Origin of the sequence: Acinetobacter calcoaceticus (assembly GCF_051947995.1) — a bacterium.
GTDB lineage: Bacteria > Pseudomonadota > Gammaproteobacteria > Pseudomonadales > Moraxellaceae > Acinetobacter.
In genome coordinates this window covers 120,644-140,452 of the sequence record NZ_JBLVVH010000004.1, presented here as the reverse complement: position 1 = coordinate 140,452, position 19,809 = coordinate 120,644, and the positions used below count along the sequence as shown (strand labels likewise).

The following is a 19,809-nucleotide window of genomic DNA, read 5'->3' as shown; positions in this document are numbered from 1 at the left end:
TTAGGACCACTGCCCTTTATTTTAAGCCACGTATTATGGCTTTGCCTGAATTGCCCCTGCAAGGCTTGTGTCATCAATCGTTACAACTAACTGACCATTCACAATCTTCGGCGGAGCTGCATTTTTCCATTGAATGGCCAGGCCATTGCGGTAACGCAGATCAATTGCCGTGATTTTAGACCATGCAGGTTTTAGATCTGTCTGTGCCAAATGGCTTAAGCGCTGGAGCTTGTTCATGGTCTGATCCTGATCTACGATAATCCGTAAACCCGAATCAAACTGCATAAACCAGGTCATACGCTCAGTTAAATACAGTTCTTTTAATCTTAAATTCGCTGGATGAAATAACTGGTTAATTTCATTATAGCGACGCATCATCATTTTGGATTGGCTGGCTGGCCCATGTAACAGTGGCAGATTTGGATGTGCTTGCGGAACCGCTTCGCTAAACACTTCACCATTATCACTCAGCAAACGCCCTGTTCCCCAACGTGCAATCGCATGACGCGGCATTACTCGCACCCGAATTGCATTTGGCCAAGCCCGTGATACCACCACACGATCCACCCAAGAGACCTTTAATGCCTGATCCCGAATCTGCTCTAAATCCGAAGTAAAATAATTATCTTTAATGACGGGATTTAGGTATTTGACCAATTGCTGATTTTCGACTTCAGAATTGGTGCCCACCACCTGCAACTCTGCCACTTTGGCATCGGTCATGACTTTATATAAGCCAAACAGACCTAATGCCAGTACAGCGAATGCAATAACAAGTAATGCCCAGCCACCCGCATTCACCATCTTTTGTTTCGGCGAAGGCGGTTTCTCGTGAATCGAGCTAATGGCGGGTCGCGTTTTGCGACGCATGGATGCAGGAAGTTGAGCCATAAATAATTAAGCCGGCTGTGCTAAAGTTTGCTCTAGAATTGCAATACAGAGCTGATCAAAATTATAACCAACGGCCTGCGCTGCTTTCGGCACCAAAGAGTGACTGGTCATGCCTGGAACGGTATTCACTTCCAGCAACCAGAAATTGCCCTGTTCATCCTGCATGGCATCAATACGGCCCCAACCCTCAGCTCCTACTGCCTGGAATGCACGCAAACACAAGGCTTGCAGGCTTTTCTCTTCCGTTTCGCTTAAACCGCAAGGGATGCCATATTGCACATCATTACGTTGGTATTTTGCCTCATAGTCATAGAAGGCCACATCTGCTGGCGGCTGTAAACGAATCACCGGCAAAGGCTGGCCATTCAGGAATGAAATGGTAAATTCACGACCCGTAATCCATTTTTCGGCCATCACCACAGCATCGTGCTGGGTTGCTTTTTCAATCGCAGCGGCAAAGTCTTCTGCTTTTTCAACCTTGCTCATGCCAACGCTGGAACCTTCATGCACAGGCTTGATAATGACTGGTAAACCCAGCTCAGCAATCACAGGCTCCAAATCAGTGTCTTTGGTGATAATGCGGTAAGGTGCGGTCGGCAAATCACTGCCTTGCCAGATCTGCTTGGTTTTGACTTTGTCCATACCAATTGCAGACCCTTGCACGCCAGTCCCGGTATACGGGATATTCAACCATTCCAATACGCCTTGTATCTGGCCATCTTCACCGCCACGGCCATGCAATACGATAAAAGCACGGTCATAGCCCACCAGTTCAGTCACACTACGATCTTGCGGATCAAATGCTTCTGCCTGTACACCCGAACGTAACAAGGCCTCTAATACGGCCTGACCACTGTCTAATGACACAGCACGCTCAGCCGATTTCCCACCCAATAACACAGCAACTTTGCCGAATTTTGCAGCATTTGACACGTTTATATCCTTAAAACTTTTCTAAATTTCTAAATCTTCCCAAACGTCCCTTTATGAAAAAGGCGCACTCCTTTTTTTAATGAAGGAGGCCGGGATGAATTTTCTAAAACTATTCGGCATACAGGCGATGCTGGGCCAATTCTACCGAAATTGCCCCCACGTTGCCTGCGCCTTGTGTTAATAACAGGTCATTTGCTTGTAACACTTTTTGTAAAACGTTCGGCAAATTGCCTTCTACCGGATCAACCAGAATCGGTTCGACCTCACCACGCAGGCGAATGCTACGGGCCAGAGCACGGCTATCGGCACCGACAATCGGCTTTTCACCAGCAGGATAAACTTCTAGCAATAATAACTGATCGACTTGCGATAACACATCAACAAAGTCATCAAAACAGTCGCGGGTACGGCTAAAACGGTGGGGCTGGAACAGCATCACCAAACGGCGGTCCGGATGGCTGGCACGGGCTGCCTTAATGGTTGCTTCAACTTCTTTCGGGTGATGACCATAATCATCTACCAGTTTCACCAGTCCGTCACCCACTTCAAACTCGCCCTGTACCTGGAAGCGGCGACCTACCCCGCTAAAACCTTCCAGTGCACGGCAAATCGCACCATCAGACACCCCTTCATCGGTTGCGACCCCAATTGCAGCCAGTGCATTCAGGACATTATGCAGACCCGGTTGATTGATGGTGACACGTAACGGTTCGCGATCCTTACGCAATACGGTAAAGTGTGAGCGCATACCTTCCTGCTCAACATCAATCGCACGGATGTCATTACCTTCATCAAAGCCGTAAGTTAATACCGGACGCCCCACACGCGGTAAAATCTCGCGAATATTGGCATCATCCCCACACACCACAGCCAAGCCATAGAATGGCAGGTTATGCAGGAACTGGATAAAGGTATCTTTTAACTTGTCAAAGCTACCTTCATAGGTATCCATGTGATCTGCATCGATATTGGTTACAATTGCGGCCATCGGCTGCAAATACAGAAAAGATGCATCTGACTCATCCGCTTCTGCCACAATAAAACGACTTTCACCTAAAGCAGCATTCACACCGGTACTATTCAGCAAACCGCCAATCACATAGGTTGGATCAAGGTTTTCTTCTGCCAGCATGGTGGTCAATAAACTGGTGGTGGTGGTTTTACCATGGGTTCCAGCAACGGCAATGCCATGGCGATAGCGCATCAACTCACCCAGCATTTCTGCACGACGCACGATCGGGGTACGCTGTTCAATTGCTGCCTTGATCTCCGGGTTTTCAGGGTCAATCGCCGTCGAAACCACCAGCACATTGGCATTTTTAATATTTTCTGCCGAGTGGCCGATATAGACTTTAATTCCGTTGGCTTCAAGCTGAGCTGTGGTTTTTGAAGCTTTGATGTCCGAGCCCGAGATTTTATAGCCCTGGTTACTCAGGACCTCGGCAATACCGCACATCCCCGCCCCTCCAATACCAACAAAGTGGATATTTTTAATACGGCGCATTTCTGGCACTTTAATCAGCTTTTTGGCTTGGTTTGGATTTGTAGGAGACATAAATAAACTCGAATTACAATTTTTTAATCAGATCAACCACATGCTGCGTCGCATCCGGTTGTGCTTGTTGACGTGCTTTAATCGCCATTTCAGAGAGGAGCTGGCGATTGAGCAAGCTGGCAAATAACTCATCCAAAACAGCAGGGGTCATTTCTGTTTGCTGGCAAATCTTTGCAGCGCCTGCATTCGCCAAAAATTTGGCATTTGCAGTTTGGTGATCATCCACCGCAATCGGTAAAGGAACAAAAACCGCTGCCAGACCTGCGGTTGCGACTTCAGTTACCGTTAAAGCACCGGCACGACAAATAATTAAATCAGCCTCGCTATAGGCTTTGGCCATATCATGAATAAACGGCTCAACCTGAACCCTTAAATGCTCAGCTGCACCTTGATAGAGGGCACGCGTCGCATCCTGCTTATTTTGACCACATTGATGAAATACATTCAGCGGTACACTGACCTTTTTTAATGCTTCTGGCAAACGCTCATTTAACGCTTGCGCCCCCAATGAACCGCCCACAATTAAAATATTCAGTGGCAATTGTTGCTGTTCACGGGTTTGGTAACGCCATGATGGATTCAAAATCGCAGTGATTTCGGCACGCACTGGATTGCCTGTGGTCACCACTTTATCACTACTTGGAAAAGTATCTGGAAAAGCCTGACATACGGTTTTCGCAATACGCGCCAGTTGGGTATTGGTAAAGCCTGCAATCGCATTCTGTTCATGGATCAACACAGGAATACCCAGCAAACGTGCAGCCAAGCCCCCCGGCCCGGCAACATAACCGCCGAAACCAGCAACAGCATCAATTTTCAACTGCTTCATGTAGCGCATGGCGCTTAAGGTTGCTTTTAAAATTTTAAACGGTGCACTGAGTTTACGGATCAGGCCATTACCGCGTACACCTTGAATATCAATCTGATAAATCGGAATATTTTGATCTTTGAGTAACCGGTTTTCCATTCCTATCGGGGTCGCCAACCAAGAGACCTGACAGCCCTCTTGTTGCAGTTGTTTGGCAACAGCAAGCGCAGGAAAAACATGTCCACCTGTACCAGCGGCCATCATCATGACATGTTTGGGTTTGTTCTGTGGTGAATTGGTCACGGTTTAATTCTTCAACTCAAAAAAAGGTTATCGTCTATTGTTTTCGAGCGTTATTTTAATCCTAAAGCTTCATTCACGAAAAGCGAATTTCACTTGTTTACAACAGAAAGCTGAGCTTTTTTCGATTGTTTGTTAAAAACAAGAGACTGCCGATATCTAAAAGCCCATTTGCATCCAAAATTCGGGTCAATACAAACGGGCAGTTTGGTCAAAAAATAAGAATTATTTAATTTTTAAGCCCAGCTTCGAGGACGGCAAATAAATCATCCGCAATCGATGTCCCAAATTGTGCATCAATCTCACGGATACAGGTTGGACTAGTCACATTAATTTCAGTCACGTAATTACCAATCACATCCAGACCAACGAAAACCAAGCCTTTCTCACGCAGGAAGGGACCGACTTTTGCTGCAATCAATTTATCATTTTCAGTCAGTGGACGAGCCTGTCCTAAACCACCTGCTGCCAGGTTACCGCGTACTTCGCCATTTTGCGGAATACGTGCCAGACAATAGGGAACTGGTTCGCCATTGACCATCAAGATACGCTTATCCCCTTCTACAATCTCAGGAATATAACGCTGGGCCATGATCGGACGTGTCCCCATTTCCGTGAGCATTTCCAGCGTTGAACCGATATTCACCCCATCTTGATACAAACGGAAAATCCCCATGCCGCCCATACCATCCAGCGGTTTCACAATCACATCACCATGTTCTTTGATAAATTCACGAATCAGGCTTTGTTGAGACGTCACTAAGGTCGGGACTTGCAGTTCCGGGAACTGGGTGGCAAAGAGCTTTTCATTACAGTCACGTAGCGATTGCGGTTTATTGATAATCCACGCACCTTCACGTTCTGCCTGTTCCAGAATATAGGTGGTATAGACAAAGTTCATGTCAAACGGCGGGTCTTTACGCATCAATATCACATCGTAATCGGCCAGCGACTCTTTGCGCTTCTCAGTCAACTCGTAATAATGATTGTAATCTTCAAATACTTTTAAAGGAGAGATCAGACCAAAAGCTTTACCTTGATCGATATATAAATCGTGCTGCAATGCATAACCCAGTTCATGACCACGACGGCTGGCTGCCCATAACATCGCCATGGTGGAATCTTTTTTGAGATTCACGGTTTCAATCGGGTCCATCACTACCAGTACACGCATAATCTGACGCTCGTATTTTTAATCTTGGCAAAAAGTATAACGAAGTTTGCAGGCAATCGTGAAACAAGTTGTATAAATCTTAAAGATTAAAAAATCTATTTTGTTCAATTAATTACAACATATTAAAAATATTCAGCTTTATCATTTCATTTGTTAAGGATAAGGAAACACCAGTTGACTCAACTTATAAACCAGTCATTTCCACTCTCCTTATTTTTAAAACTGCTTTATCCAAGAAGTCGTTGAATATCTTTGGCAATTTTTTCAGGTTTGGTAATCGGCGAATAGCGTTTTACCACCTCACCATTTTGATTAATCAGGAATTTGGTGAAATTCCATTTAATACTTTCACTACCCAAAATGCCCTTGGCTTCAGAAGTTAAATATTGATACAAGGGATGTGCGGTTGGGCCATTTACATCAATCTTGGCAAACATCGGGAAAGATACGCCATAATTACGCTGACAGAAGCTACCGATTTCTTCGTTGCTCGATGGATCTTGGTTGGCAAACTGGTTACAGGGAAAACCAAGAATCACCAGTCCTTGCTGTTGATAATCCTGATATAACTTTTCCAGACCTTCAAATTGTGGCGTTAGACCACACTGGCTCGCCGTATTCACCACCAATAACACTTTACCTTGATAATCAGCGAGGTTCTTTTTTTCGCCTTCTAACAGTTCTGCCTGAAAATCATAAATCTTACTCATCGCTATGCGCTCCTCTACCCATTTAGGGATGTACTCAAAAATATTCTGCTTAACAAGTCAGCTTGGTTATTTAATATTGCACACAATTATCTTGTACACAAGATAATTATACGCAATATACTTTTTGCATCATCCAATTTATACTGAATCTTCAATAAACGAGTCGAGGAAAAATCATCATGGCTGAAGTTTCATTTTTGGATAATCAGGTATGTTTTGCCATGTATTCCGCGACCAATGCCATGATTCGGCAGTATCGGCCTTTACTGCAGGAATATGACCTGACCTATCCGCAATTTATTGTATTGCTGGCTCTGTACGAACAAGACAATGTCATGTTGTCAGAGATTGGACAAAAGACATTTTTCGATTCAGGCACCTTAACCCCGATCATTAAAAAACTTGAAGAAAAACAATTTCTAAAACGTGTAGCAGTCAAAGAAGATGAGCGGATGAAAAAAGTGGTGTTGCTAGAAAAAGCACTCGCTTCAAAAGATGAAATTACCGCGATTCCGTTTAAACTCGCCTGCGCTTTAGGCATGGAGCAGAATGACCTGCTGGCAATCCATAATCTTTGTCATCGTTTTTTAAAAGGTTTGGAACAATCTAAACTCGAGAGTCTGGACAATTAAATGCAGCAAGCGATTGTGGGTTTTCATCTCGACGAAGAAGGACATTGGGTTGCTGATCTCGCCTGTGGGCATGGGCAACATATGCGTCATGATCCACCGTGGCAAAATCGCCCTTGGGTGTTAACCGAACAAGGGCGCCATGAGAAATTAGGGATGATGCTGGAATGTAAGAAGTGTGAGGAGAAAAATTGCAGTGTATTTTTTTTAAGACAATATAGTTAAACAAAAGCCCAATACAGCATTGAGCTTTTTAATTATCTTTCTAGTTTAGATATCCATTTTTCTAAATAAGAAGAAAGGTAAATTACGGATAATCAACATAATAATCGCCCATTTACCTGGCGTATAGACGGTTAGCTTACTCTGATCAATGCCTTGCACAATATCAGCAGCGACTTGTTCAGGTGAGGCAAGCTTGCCTTTACCCGACATTCCCGCTGTCATTGGTGTTGCTGTCGGACCTGGTTTAATCAAAGTGGCCGTAACAGAAGAACCGATTAAAGCGAGGCGGTGTTGTAATCCTTGCAGATATTTATCAATAAGTGCTTTCGATGCACCATAGACATAATTTGATTTACGTCCACGATCCCCTGCTACCGAACCAATCACAGCCAGTTTACCGTGATTCTGCTCAATCATATGTTTAGCAATAATTTCAGTAAACAGGACCGGGGAAAGTGCATTGACCTCAATCGCCTGCTGACATTGCAACAGATCATTTTGACATTGCTCTTGATCAGGTAAATTACCATGCGCAATCAAGGCAATATCAATTTTGCCCTGTTGATTGATGGTATCAATGCAGTCCTGAATCGCTGTCGCATTTAAAAAATCAACGGTCTGAAATTGAATATTAGCTTGTGGGGTACGGACTTTAAGATCATTTACCACACGCTGTAATTTATCCTGATCCCGACCTAATAAAATCACTTCACACGGCTGCTGTTTAAGCCAGAGTCTGGCACAATGTTCAGCAATAGCGGACGTCCCGCCTACAATTAAGATTTTGGGTTGATTTGACATTTAAGCCCCTAATAGACGACGAGACATTTCCGAACTGATGCCGGGATCCCGATATTTTAAAAATTCATTCAACTGCGGATAACCCGCTTCAAAAAGTGATCGAGGCATACGCGCATCTTTCGCCAAATAAAGGCGACCTTGTGCTTGCGCTACAATATGATCCAGCTCATTTAACAGTTTTAAGGTTTTTTCTCCACGATTCGGAAAATCTAGCGCCAAAGTCACCCCAGATTTTGGGAAGCTCAGCAAGCCTCCTGACTCACGGTCACCAAATGTTTTTAACACAGCCAGAAATGAACCTTCACCTGATTTCTTAATGGCATTTAACATCTCTTGAGTCACTTCTTTACCGATCTGTTTCGGTACTACACTTTGATATTGATAGAACCCTTTCGGACCATACATTTTGTTCCATTCATGCATGGCATCTAATGGATAAAAGAAGGGCTCGTAATGCACCTTTTGCGGCTGACTTTTGAGTGAGTTACCGTGAAAATAGGCAAAATTAAACACAGGTAAACTGAGTTTATTGACCAATGAGACAGGAGGCGTAATAGGAAAGGTTTTATCATTAATTGCAGGTTCGTCTTGCGTAGAAGCACCCGCCAGATTGCCGCGTGAAAAAAGCCCTTTGGCATTAGCCCCATTCATACAATCAATCCAGGAAACGGTGTATTCCCAGTCTGGCTCAGATGAATCAGAAAGTGCGAAAAACTCATCCAGATTATGATAAGGAATGGTTTCTGCATCTATCCACGAACTTTGAACCGGACGCAACTGTATTTTTGCTTCCAGAATAATGCCTGTTAGACCAATCCCACCGACAGTTGCATAGAACCACTCTGCTCTTTCCGTCTTTGAACACTCAATAATTTCACCATCGGTACGCAACAACTTGATGTATAGGACATGATCACCAAAAGAGCCAAAAGCATGATGGTTCTTGCCATGCACATCATTGGCAATCGCCCCGCCTACAGTAATCATTTGTGTACCGGGTGTTACAGGTAGCATCCAACCCTGCGGAATCAGGGTACGGTGAATATCCTGTAAGGTTGCACCTGCTTCGCAGTGTAGGATTCCAGTGGTTAAATCAAACGAAATTAGATGATTCATGGCCGTCGTCAGCCATAAAACGCCGTTGCCATTTAATGCAACATCGCCGTAACTCCGCCCCATGCCATGCGCAATAGCTGGAAGCGTGCCTTGTCTGATTTGTCGGGATGCGTGTGAAGGTGTTATTAACGGAATAACCTGATGTTCCGCATTAGAAAGCCTCCCCCAGGCCTGTACTGTTTTCATTTATGCCTCAACCTTACGAAACACAAAATGTTTATCTAAATAATATTTACATATATAGCCAATCATTAGACCGATTATTCCACCCACATAACGCATTTCCTTAGTTCCAAAGGCTGCATGAAAGCCGAACTCGAAACCCCAGAAAATAATAGTAGTAAAGAGCCCCATGATGGTATAAAGCATAAAAACCTTTCCATCATGTTTGGTATTCTGTGTCTTATATTTAAAAATGTATTTTTTATCCAATATATATTTAACCACCAGGCCAACACCTGTACCCATGACTATTGAAATAAAAATATAAAAATTTCCAACATAAATATAACTAGAAATATCTTGTGCTATAATATTGCAAAACGTAGCAACTATAGCAAACGCTGTATAAAGCAGCGCGAGCTTAATCGAGTCCATCATTTATATTTAATTAATAGCGCTGAAAAAAAATGTATGATATAGCAGAAAATCGGTCTTTTCTAGCAGAAATCCCAGGACTGATAAAACTAATAAGACCAAAACAATGGCTCAAAAACACCTTTGTTTTTGCACCTTTAATTTTTGCCGGCGAATTCCTAAATTTAGGATCTATCTACGCTGTCCTCTTTGCGGCCTTTCTATTTTGTTTGGCTGCTTCTGCCGTCTATATCGTAAATGATTTAAAGGATATAGAAAAAGATCGGGCACATCCTGAAAAATCTAAAAAACGGCCTTTAGCCTCGGGTCAGGTGAGTCCTCAAAGTGCAATTATTTTATTAACTTTGATTTATATTGCTTTGGGGTTCTCATGGTTAATTGCACCCAAGGTCATCTACGTGATTGCAGTGTATTTATTACTGAATTGGGCCTATACCTTTAAGCTGAAGCATGAGCCTGTCATTGAAATCTTTATTGTGGCCTTTGGTTTTGTGTTACGTGTATATGCAGGTGCTGTAGCGCTTGCAGTGCCCGTCTCTCACTGGATGTTTATTACCACATTAAGTATTTCACTCTATCTTGCCTCAATTAAACGTCGTCAAGAACTGATACAAAGTGGTTCTCAAGGTCGTGGGGTCCTTGAACACTATTCAGTCAGTCTGATTGACCGTTTTGCAGGTATGTCTGCCGTTACCGCGATCATCTTTTATAGCTTGTATACGATGGAAGTTCAGCCTCAACTGATTATCACGATTCCTTTTGTGATGTTTGGCTTATTCCGTTACTGGTTTATTGTGGAAACCTTAAAAGGCGGTGAGTCTCCGACTGACGTGATTGCTCAGGACTGGCAAATTTTAATCACTGTTGTGTTATGGGTGGCATGTTGTATTTGGACACTATTGCCAGCTTAGTTTTATTTTGGATGATTTTGTGACGTATTATATTTATCTGATTACCCCATTTTTAGCCTGGCTTGTTGCAGGCTGCCTAAAGTTTCTTATTAATTCCATTAAGGCCAGAAAACTGGCCTTTGGATTAATTGGCTATGGTGGATTACCGAGTAATCATAGTGCAATTGTAAGCAGTATGACTGCGCTTATTGCGATTAAAGAAGGTCTGGATACACCCGCTTTTGGTGTCGCACTGACCCTATCATTTATTGTGTTATTAGATGCAAATAGTTTAAGACAGGCTGTTGGTAAACATGCAGTGGTGATTAATCATTTGGCTAAGGATACACCCGAGTACAAGCAATTAAGAGAACGTATGGGACACACCAAGATTGAGATCTTGGCAGGTGTGTTAGTCGGTTGTCTGGTTGCATATGTGATTGCTAGTACGTTATAGGATTGTTAATGTTTACACTTATGAGCCGATTAAAAATCAGCCTATACTTGCTTGTTTTATTAGCTGTAATACTATTTTTTAGAGCTGCAGAATTTAGCTTTAAATTAAAAATTGATGATTATCTCTATACTTCATGGTTATTTAATTATGACTATGGCTTCATGAGAAGGGCTCTTCCTGGAGAAATTATCTCTTTTTTCAATTTTGACTATAGCTATAGGTCAATAAGAGCAATAGCAGCCATTATCTTACTTATTTTATTTTATCTATTCTCATATTTAGCGATTAAATCATTAAATCATTTACACATCCATAAAAATAAAGCTCTATACATCTCTTCTTTCATGTTTCTTCCTTTTTTGACCACGCAATGGATACTTGAGCTAGGACGTTTTGATCAAATAATACAAATTATGCAGTTGCTATGCGTAATTTGCATTATAAAAACAAAAAAATATTACCCTTCTTTTTTCCTTGCCAGCCTTACAATAGTATTGTCCGCGCTCATCCATGAAGCCTCTTTAATTATTTTCATTCCAAGCATAATATTAATCTTCCACCTGAAATTTAAAAACAACCTAGCAACTATATCGTTAACCTCTTTTTTATTTCTAGCTTTATTTAGCATGATGTTTTTTGGGAAAATCGATGCACATCATGCCAGTTTAATTATTGAAAAATATAAAGATTTAGAAAAATTTAATTATTATGCAGTTAGAACCACTCGACTAAGCAATCTTGACAACATTATTGTTAGCTATTATTCAATGATAAATAATAAGACATATGTTCATATCATTCTTTCAATTTTATATCTTTATCCTGCCCTTTGTTTCTTTAAGAAGGTCTTTAGCAGCACTAAGTACTTCTATACTTTTATTTTCTGCTTAACACCCATTGGTCTATCTATAATTGCATTTGACTACTTTAGATGGATAGCATTAGCTTTTTTCAATTTAAGCATCCTAAGTTTTTATTTAATTATTTCTGAACAGGCAAATAATTTTGAAATTAGTCAATATATTACCGAAAGAAAGAATAAGATACTGGCCTATGGCTTAGTTTCCTTAATGATTGGTGCTTTAGGTGTAGTTAATTTATTCCCAGGAATAGGAAATATAGGCGGATTCTCCACAAAGAATGTGCCAATAGAAATTCTATCTAAGGTTAATTTTCCATCTGATACAAACAATCAGTTATTTGAGGTAAATAGAAGTATTAAAGGTTGGGAGATAGAGACCGATCCTAGCCAATATAAAAACATTGATTTAGCTTTAAACTGGTATGAACAGGAAGCCCAAAAAGGCAACCCATTGGCTAAAAATAATTTAGCAATAATATATACCAGAGGGGGCGAAAATGAAATAAACTATAATAAAGCTATGGCTTTATTAAATGAAGCAAGTGAATTTAGTTCTGAAGCACTCAATAATTTAGGCGTATTTTATGCGAATGGTTTTGGAGTAGAAAAAAACTCCACTAAAGCTTTAGCACTTTACTTTAAATCTGCAAAGAAAGGTTCAGTAACAGCTATGTATAATATCGGGATTAGCTATTTTAATGGATTAAATGGATTGGAAAAAGATAAAATAAAAGCCAAATATTGGTTTGAAAAAGCTAAAGCCTATAATTTCTCACCCGCATTGCACGAATTAGAACATGGTAAATGGTAAATTAGAAAAATCCTACAATATATTACTACCTACTAAATAACTAAAAAAACACGAGTAAAGCCAATGATTCAACAATCTGGATCATTGGCTTAATTATATAAAAAGCCAAAATCACCCTAATCAATTAAGCATAGGATATAAAAATAACGAGAAATTTTACATAATCACTTAATGGATGTAAATGTATTGAATTTTGTCTCCGTTGGCGGTGAATATGAAATTGATAAAACAGCTCAATTTATTTTAGAAGAAATACGATTATCATTTCTTTCATTAAGGTCTGATCGAAGTATTTGATGTTATTATTTTAACCAGCAAAGCAAGCATTATTAAAGAAATATACATGCTTGCAATGCTGGCTAAGTGCATCTAAAGTCTTAAACCCACTTGAGCTCCCGAATAGCTGCTAGAGTTTTGTATCAACGTGAATAAACACGCCACACCGTATTGCCAACATCATCCGCAATCAACAAAGCACCGCTTTTATCCTCAGTAAGACCCACAGGCGCACCATATAAAGTTTTTTCGTCTTTTGAATAGAAACCCTGAACCACATTAACAGGCTTGCCATTCGGTTTACCCTCTTTAAATGGAATAAAGACCACGTTATAACCATTGAGCGGATCTCTGTTCCAGCTACCATGATTACTCACAAATGCGCCATTTTTAAACTGGTCAGACAGCTGGGTCGTACTTGAAGCAAACCATAAACCCAAGGGTGCAACATGAGAACTCAAGGCATAATCAGGTTTAATCGCTTTGGCAACCAGATCTGGACGTTGTGGCCGAACCCGCTCATCCACATGCTGACCATAATAACTATACGGCCAGCCATAAAATCCTTTTTCTTGGACCGACGTTAAATAATCAGGCACTAGACTGGCACCAATTTCATCCCGTTCATTCACAATCGTCCATAATTTTCCAGTTTCAGGTTCCCATTGCAGTCCGGTTGGATTTCGAATGCCACTGGCAAAAATACGGCTTGATCCTGTGGCGACATCAACTTCTAAAACCGTTGCACGGCGATATTCAATCGCCAATCCATTTTCGGTGATGTTACTGTTTGAACCCACACCGACATATAGCTTCTGTCCATCTTTACTGGCCAGTAATGATTTGGTCCAGTGATGATTAACCGTATCTGGCAAATCAGACAGTTCTTCTCCCTGATCAGTAATTTGGGTTGCATTCTCCTCATAGTGATATTTCATAATATTATTGGTATTTGCCACATACAGATGATTACCAATCAGCTGTACCCCAAATGGAGAATGCAGGTGTTCCAGAAACTTATATTTCTTCCATTGACCATCAGCTTCGTGTCTGAGCAAGGTAATCCGATTTCCGCCTTTCCCGCCTTTGCCTGAAGATTTTTTAACAAAATTGGCAATCACCTGTTTTGGTGCCGTCAGTGGTGCTTCTCCAGGATTGTTCGATTCAACCACCAGAATATCGCCATTCGGCAGGGTATACAGCTGACGGGGGTGCTCAAGCTGATCAGCAATCTTTTCAATCTTTAAGCCCGCAGCAACCACGGGGGTTTGATTGGCTTTCCAGCCCACCCCATTTGGTACTTTCATCGGTGGCACCAGAAAGTTCTTTGCTTCAGGTAATTCCGGGTTCGGACCATATTGCATTTGCGGGTCAAGCGGCTGTCCATCAGAACATCCTAATAAACCTATACCCAGCAAAGCTGAAAAGAATAATGTATTTGATCGTTCCACGTTTATTCTCCAATCAGTCTGTTGTGGTTATGGGTGGATTGATATAGATAATGCAATGCAATCAGGACAATGGTTAGGGTCGACAAGATAAGATTTGCTGGTGCGATGGCAAAGGCGTCACGACTATGCACAAAGGCATTAAAGGTCGCTGCAATAATGGCAAAACCATAAAGCCAGAAGCCGACAATATCAGCTTTTCTTTGCTCAACGACGGGACGAAACCAGACATAAAACAAGTTGATAAAACGTGGAATAATACAGATCAGCAGACCGAACGTAATACACCATGCGGCAGCCTTCGCCCATAACATTTCAGCACTCTGATTATAGAAAATATCAAAAATCCAGCCCGCGACAAAAAAACCAAAGGGAAGCGGGTTCAACAACATATAGATGGCATACAAAATGCCTGATCTTGGAGTGTTTTTTTTCATTCAAACCTCTTACTTTTAGATTATTTATGGATGTTCAATAGCGAGTTAAAAATCTCATTATTTATTAAAAACTCAGATCGTATAATTTTCACCCACTATAAAGGGCCTATTTAGTGGCTGTCAAAAATGGTTCCAAGCCTGATCATTTTATTTTTTGATTGAAATAATAAAGTAGTGATACTTTTACAGCGAGAATATACATTTTTTATGTTTTTATTTAACAATATAGGTCGTGTTAAAATAAAAATATTTCATTTTTTATATTTGCGTAGGTTTATTTTTATTTAAAGTTACAATTTAGAGCATTTTACAGATATAAAATTACCGAGTAATAAATTGTAAAAACATCTCATAATGTTAAAAAAAAGATGATCCTGTAATGTTGTGCCCTCTTTTTCTCTAGCCTTTTAAAGGCATTTCTGCTGCCGACATCAACCAAATAATTCATGTTAAAACCATTCTGATCCGTTCAAAGGCTTGAGCCACGGACAAGAAAATGGCAAAGAAATACTTGTCTCTGCCATTAAGCGTGGCTCATCATAGATTGCAGTCACTGTGAAAATCCCAGGTGAGCACGTGATTGCCCTCAGTGTATTAAATCAAGGTTTTCTTATATTAAAGCTATTTAGGCACGGTTGGACCAGATATTTAGTTTTTATGAATATACTAAATAACCGATATAAGATGAGCCAATTTTTTCAAAATCCATGTGTTCATAAAGCTGTATCGCAGGGTCATTATCTTTATCGACAATCAGGTATGCGATACGCCCACTTTTAATAATTTGATTAACGGCAAACTCGAGTACGCGGGTGGCATAGCCTTGTCGACGATATGCAAGAAAAGTATAGGTTCCGCCTATACTGACTAAACGGCTACTTTCAATCCCAAATCGGACGATAGCGACAATTTGACTATCGACTTCATGAACAGCAAGCTTAGCTTGCTGAACCAGTGTCTCCCAATCCGATGTTTCATCCACCGCACGTTCTTGATTGTATAGATGCTGATATTCCATAAGACGTGGAATGTCTGCTGCAATTGCTAGACGCCCATTTGCCTGTGGGAAACGGCGTGTACAAACCATAATCCACTGATCATACTCTCGTAATATGCTCGCTTGATGCCCTAACTTAGAATGTAATAGATCTCGTCCAAACAACGTGGTAATAATACGACGGGGTTGAAGTTTAAGAATCTCTGAACAAAGTAATGCAGCGGAGGAGCTCTGCTCCTGAGGCAACCAAAAGCAAGTGCCGCCTGGCAAAACCACGGCGACACCCAAAAGGGCATCTATCTCACTTAAATCATATAATCGTAACAGTTGCCACGGTGCATCAATTGTTTGTGTGTGATCCAAAAAAGCAGTAATCCCCAAAGAATCATGAAAATGCGAATCAAGCCACTCAGAAATGAGCTGGGATTCATTTGGAGAGGTGAAATATCCTTTTATAAGCTTCACATCAGGATTTATCTGCTCACTCTTGTTTTTCACAAATCTTTTCTCTCACTGTGGTTAGGATTAATGAGCAACAGAACAAAATATCTTTGAATTCAGGCCAGGCTGTTTCTTTAGAATAAACTAAATATTTCTAATTTTTTATCAAAATATTATTGAACTTTAACGGCTATAGAAATAAAGAAAAACAGTGTCATAGCGAACAGTAACCCATTTATTCTACAACCGCCCTTCCCTTTATCTTCAAATAAATTTCGCTACATGTCACAAATATTCATCATAATGTTACGTCGTTAAGCGGTAAATTAAGCTCTATTTTCAAGTCAAAAACTGTACACATACTCAAGGAAATATAGATATGCAGAAAAAGAATATTGGGATTATATTTGGAGGAAAATCAACCGAACATGAAGTATCTCTACAATCTGCAAGAAATATCGTGGATGCGATAGATAAAGAAAAATTTGATGTGACCTTGATCGGTATCGATAAAAATGGAATATGGCATCTCAATGAAAGTACTCATTTTCTATTAAACTCAGAGAATCCCTCCCTGATTTCACTTCATCAATCAGGACGAAATATCGCATTTATTCCAGGAAAAAATGAGCAGCAGATTATAGAGTTTCAAAACAAGACCCTATCTCAACTGGATGTCATTTTTCCTATCGTTCATGGAACACTGGGAGAAGATGGTTCTTTGCAAGGCTTACTAAGAATGGTGAATTTACCGTTCGTTGGCTCTCAAGTACTCAGTTCCGCGATGTGTATGGATAAAGATATAACAAAAAGATTATTAAGAGATGCAGGCTTAAATATCGCACCATTTATCAAATTAACGAAAAAAGAGAGAAATACAATTAATTTTGACATGGCAAGCGCTCAGCTTGGCTGTCCATTATTTGTAAAACCGGCCAATCAGGGATCTTCTGTGGGTGTCAGTAAAGTCACTTCCCGAGATGAATTTGAGGCAGCCTTAGATACGGCATTCAATTACGATAATAAAATATTGATAGAACAAGGGATTGATGGCAGGGAAATAGAATGTGCCGTTATCGGTAATGACGAGCCTTTAGCAAGCGTTTGTGGAGAAATTGAGTTGGAAGATAGCTTCTATTCTTACGACACAAAATATATTAATGACAAAGGGGCAACAGTAACCATCCCCGCAAACATACCAGATGCAATTAGCGAAAAAATTAGAGAGATATCAATTAAAGCTTATGAAGTTTTAGAGTGTACAGGACTGGCAAGGGTTGATGTTTTTTTAACAAAAAATGGAGAGATATTTATCAATGAAATAAATACTTTACCTGGCTTTACCAATATCAGTATGTTTCCAAAGCTATGGGAAGCGAGCGGGTTAAATTATTCTGGGCTGATTACCCGTTTAATAGAATTAGCGATTGAACATCATGAAAATAGCGCACAACTACAAAACACTGTTTCTTTAACCCCAATAGATTAATTGTATTTTCCCACCTCACACCCAGTCATAAAAAAAAAGGAAGCCTTCGCTTCCTTTTCTTTTACAACTAAAACCTAGATGCCATATTTTTCACGATAAGCCTGCATATTCGCCAAAGCGTCTTTTTCACCTTTGGCATCCAGATAATCCATCAAGTCCTTCATGGTAATTAAGGCATGCACCGGGATTTCGAGTTCTTTTTGCACTTCCTGAATCGCAGAAAGCTCACCTTGACCGCGTTCCTGGCGATCGAGCGCAACCAATACACCCGCAATTTCAGCACCGGCATTTTTCAAAATGGTCACAACTTCACGAATCGCAGTACCAGCCGTAATCACATCATCAATGATCCAGACTTTTTGACCCGCAACTGAGGCACCGACCAACACGCCACCTTCACCATGATCTTTGGCTTCTTTACGGTTAAAGCCCCATGGCACACTTTTGCCATGAACCTGTGATAAAGCCACAGCGGTAGCTGCCACAAAAGGAATTCCCTTATAGGCTGGACCAAAAATCACATCAACATTGTCACACTGCACCAGTTTGTCGGCATAGCCTTGCGCTAACAAAGACAGTGCTTCACCATCATTGAGCAAACCTGCGTTAAAGAAATAAGGGCTGACACGGCCTGATTTTAAGGTAAACTCACCAAATTTAAGCACTCCACGTGATAATGCGAGTTCGATAAAAGCTTGCGGATGAAATGACACAGGCGTTGTCATATAAGGTGCTCCAAATTCTTCAATTGAGGTTAAACAGACGTATGATACCAAAGGATAGCTATCCAAGTGATGTAAAAATTCTTCGAGTCGTTTCAATTAACGTAAATGGCTTGCGTGCTTCTGTCACCAAAGGCCTGCTCGAATGGTTAGAACAGTCTGGTGCAGATGTGGTGTGTATGCAGGAAAGCCGCATTACCCATGAGCAATGGACCGATAAATTTAAACCTGAAGGATGGTACACCCACTTATTCCCTGCTGAACGCGCAGGTTATGCGGGTACAGCAATCTATAGCCGACTGCCTTTCGTCTCGGTGACCGATGGCTTGGGTTTTGAACTGGCCGATACCCAAGGCCGTTTTATTTCCGCTGAATTTGATTTAGGCCTGTCACAAACCGTTCATATTGCTTCTTTATACTTGCCATCAGGATCAAGCGGTGATGAAGCACAGGCACGCAAAGACGTGTTCTTAAAAGAATACGCGCAAGTACTCAAACAATGGCGCGACGAGAATAAATCCATCATCGTGTGTGGGGATTACAATATCGTGCATAAACGCATCGATATTAAAAACTGGTCAGGGAACCAGAAGTCATCTGGGGTATTGCCGCATGAACGTGCCTGGCTCGATCATATCTATGATGAGCTGGGTTATGTGGACACCTTCCGTGAGGTACGACCTGAAGCAGAGTTGTATTCATGGTGGTCAAATCGCGGTCAGGCCCGTGCGAAAAATGTCGGGTGGCGGATTGACTATCACGCCTGCTCTCCAGACTGGAAAGCACGTACTGCGAATGCATGGGTCTATAAAGAACAATGGTTTAGCGATCATGCACCCGTGATTATCGACTATAAAATACACGAATAAGTGAACACATGTTCACTTAACCCGCTTCTTTAGCTTACATAACTTGTCGCTTTTGTGTATTTTTATTTACCAGCTAGAACGGCATTATAGCTTCACGGCACAGGGAAGCGGTCAGGATGACCAGAAAGGGATAGGACGCCGTAGGAAGATAAAATAAACTTGGTTCAAGTTTATTTGCATGGATGAGACATTGGACGTTGAAATGAGACCCGCATAATCAGGAAGATTAAATGCGGGTTTTCTCTTTTTTGATATTAGATATTTTCTGTTTATTTTGTCATTCGCCATTTTGCTCAAAAAACATGTGAATTTTGATCATTGCATCACGATTGAACCGCTCTACCGATAAACTTAATAAAAAATTTCAACTG

General features: G+C 41.1%; 20 protein-coding genes. 7 read left to right on the top strand and 13 right to left on the bottom strand.

Annotated elements, in window-relative coordinates; all coding sequences use genetic code 11:
* Positions 1-33 precede the first annotated feature (33 nt).
* The 6 genes from ACNQO6_RS09350 to ACNQO6_RS09325 all read right to left on the bottom strand — a co-directional run bounded on the left by ACNQO6_RS09350 (position 34) and on the right by ACNQO6_RS09325 (position 6,371).
* Positions 34-891 (bottom strand): cell division protein FtsQ/DivIB, encoded by an 858-nt coding sequence (locus ACNQO6_RS09350; RefSeq protein WP_005282394.1) that lies wholly within the window; start codon positions 889-891, stop codon positions 34-36.
* Positions 892-897: 6 nt separating this feature from the next.
* The gene (locus ACNQO6_RS09345; RefSeq protein WP_440208797.1) at positions 898-1,824 is read right to left on the bottom strand and encodes a D-alanine--D-alanine ligase; all 927 of its coding nucleotides are present in this window, start codon (positions 1,822-1,824) and stop codon (positions 898-900) included.
* A 109-nt stretch (positions 1,825-1,933) separates the two neighbouring features.
* Positions 1,934-3,379 carry a UDP-N-acetylmuramate--L-alanine ligase gene (murC, locus tag ACNQO6_RS09340; protein WP_038346325.1) on the bottom strand — a complete coding sequence of 482 codons (1,446 nt, stop codon included), beginning with the start codon at positions 3,377-3,379 and terminating at the stop codon, positions 1,934-1,936.
* A 13-nt stretch (positions 3,380-3,392) separates the two neighbouring features.
* Complete coding sequence (gene murG, locus ACNQO6_RS09335; RefSeq protein WP_440208796.1) at positions 3,393-4,490, bottom strand: undecaprenyldiphospho-muramoylpentapeptide beta-N-acetylglucosaminyltransferase; 1,098 nt, start codon at positions 4,488-4,490, stop codon at positions 3,393-3,395.
* Between the two features lie 226 nt (positions 4,491-4,716).
* Complete coding sequence (gene gshB / locus ACNQO6_RS09330; protein ID WP_343579783.1) at positions 4,717-5,661, bottom strand: glutathione synthase; 945 nt, start codon at positions 5,659-5,661, stop codon at positions 4,717-4,719.
* Positions 5,662-5,888: 227 nt separating this feature from the next.
* Complete coding sequence (locus ACNQO6_RS09325) at positions 5,889-6,371, bottom strand: glutathione peroxidase (RefSeq protein WP_343579785.1); 483 nt, start codon at positions 6,369-6,371, stop codon at positions 5,889-5,891.
* Positions 6,372-6,550: 179 nt separating this feature from the next.
* Here ACNQO6_RS09325 and ACNQO6_RS09320 point away from each other — a divergent pair, with 179 nt between their 5' ends.
* A complete protein-coding gene (locus ACNQO6_RS09320; protein WP_440208795.1) occupies positions 6,551-7,003 on the top strand; it encodes a MarR family winged helix-turn-helix transcriptional regulator in 453 nt (150 codons plus the stop codon).
* Positions 7,004-7,225 (top strand): DUF3565 domain-containing protein, encoded by a 222-nt coding sequence (locus ACNQO6_RS09315; protein WP_440208794.1) that lies wholly within the window; start codon positions 7,004-7,006, stop codon positions 7,223-7,225.
* Positions 7,226-7,270: 45 nt separating this feature from the next.
* Here ACNQO6_RS09315 and ACNQO6_RS09310 read toward each other — a convergent pair whose 3' ends face one another.
* Genes ACNQO6_RS09310 through ACNQO6_RS09300 form a run of 3 tightly spaced genes read right to left on the bottom strand, consistent with a single transcriptional unit; the run spans position 7,271 to position 9,742 of the window.
* On the bottom strand, positions 7,271-8,026 hold the full coding sequence (locus ACNQO6_RS09310) for an SDR family NAD(P)-dependent oxidoreductase (protein ID WP_440208793.1): 756 nt from the start codon (positions 8,024-8,026) through the stop codon (positions 7,271-7,273).
* The gene (locus ACNQO6_RS09305; RefSeq protein WP_343579793.1) at positions 8,027-9,328 is read right to left on the bottom strand and encodes an FAD-binding oxidoreductase; all 1,302 of its coding nucleotides are present in this window, start codon (positions 9,326-9,328) and stop codon (positions 8,027-8,029) included.
* A complete protein-coding gene (locus tag ACNQO6_RS09300; RefSeq protein WP_440208792.1) occupies positions 9,329-9,742 on the bottom strand; it encodes a GtrA family protein in 414 nt (137 codons plus the stop codon). It lies immediately after the preceding gene.
* Positions 9,743-9,771: 29 nt separating this feature from the next.
* Between ACNQO6_RS09300 and ACNQO6_RS09295 the strand changes: the two genes are divergently transcribed.
* The 3 genes from ACNQO6_RS09295 to ACNQO6_RS09285 are packed head-to-tail and all read left to right on the top strand — an operon-like array spanning position 9,772 to position 12,759.
* A complete protein-coding gene (locus ACNQO6_RS09295; RefSeq protein WP_343581525.1) occupies positions 9,772-10,650 on the top strand; it encodes a decaprenyl-phosphate phosphoribosyltransferase in 879 nt (292 codons plus the stop codon).
* A 19-nt stretch (positions 10,651-10,669) separates the two neighbouring features.
* On the top strand, positions 10,670-11,086 hold the full coding sequence (locus ACNQO6_RS09290) for a divergent PAP2 family protein (RefSeq protein ID WP_343581526.1): 417 nt from the start codon (positions 10,670-10,672) through the stop codon (positions 11,084-11,086).
* A gap of 20 nt (positions 11,087-11,106) precedes the next feature.
* Positions 11,107-12,759, top strand: coding sequence for a tetratricopeptide repeat protein (locus ACNQO6_RS09285; protein ID WP_440208791.1), 1,653 nt, complete (start codon positions 11,107-11,109; stop codon positions 12,757-12,759).
* A 419-nt stretch (positions 12,760-13,178) separates the two neighbouring features.
* Here the strand turns inward: ACNQO6_RS09285 and ACNQO6_RS09280 are convergent, their stop codons facing one another.
* From ACNQO6_RS09280 to ACNQO6_RS09270, 3 genes are all read right to left on the bottom strand, one after another.
* Positions 13,179-14,486, bottom strand: a complete 1,308-nt coding sequence (locus ACNQO6_RS09280; RefSeq protein ID WP_440208790.1) for a PQQ-dependent sugar dehydrogenase — start codon at positions 14,484-14,486, stop codon at positions 13,179-13,181.
* 2 nt (positions 14,487-14,488) lie between these two features.
* A complete protein-coding gene (locus tag ACNQO6_RS09275; RefSeq protein ID WP_343581530.1) occupies positions 14,489-14,920 on the bottom strand; it encodes a hypothetical protein in 432 nt (143 codons plus the stop codon).
* Positions 14,921-15,575: 655 nt separating this feature from the next.
* On the bottom strand, positions 15,576-16,415 hold the full coding sequence (locus ACNQO6_RS09270) for a GNAT family N-acetyltransferase (RefSeq protein WP_440208789.1): 840 nt from the start codon (positions 16,413-16,415) through the stop codon (positions 15,576-15,578).
* A 322-nt stretch (positions 16,416-16,737) separates the two neighbouring features.
* Between ACNQO6_RS09270 and ddlA the strand changes: the two genes are divergently transcribed.
* Positions 16,738-17,847 carry a D-alanine--D-alanine ligase gene (gene ddlA / locus ACNQO6_RS09265; RefSeq protein WP_440208788.1) on the top strand — a complete coding sequence of 370 codons (1,110 nt, stop codon included), beginning with the start codon at positions 16,738-16,740 and terminating at the stop codon, positions 17,845-17,847.
* 74 nt (positions 17,848-17,921) lie between these two features.
* Here the strand turns inward: ddlA and pyrE are convergent, their stop codons facing one another.
* Positions 17,922-18,572: an orotate phosphoribosyltransferase gene (gene pyrE, locus ACNQO6_RS09260; protein WP_440208787.1), complete on the bottom strand. Its 651-nt coding sequence runs from the start codon at positions 18,570-18,572 to the stop codon at positions 17,922-17,924.
* Positions 18,573-18,613: 41 nt separating this feature from the next.
* Between pyrE and ACNQO6_RS09255 the strand changes: the two genes are divergently transcribed.
* Positions 18,614-19,438 (top strand): exodeoxyribonuclease III, encoded by an 825-nt coding sequence (locus tag ACNQO6_RS09255; protein WP_440208786.1) that lies wholly within the window; start codon positions 18,614-18,616, stop codon positions 19,436-19,438.
* Positions 19,439-19,809: the final 371 nt, after the last annotated feature.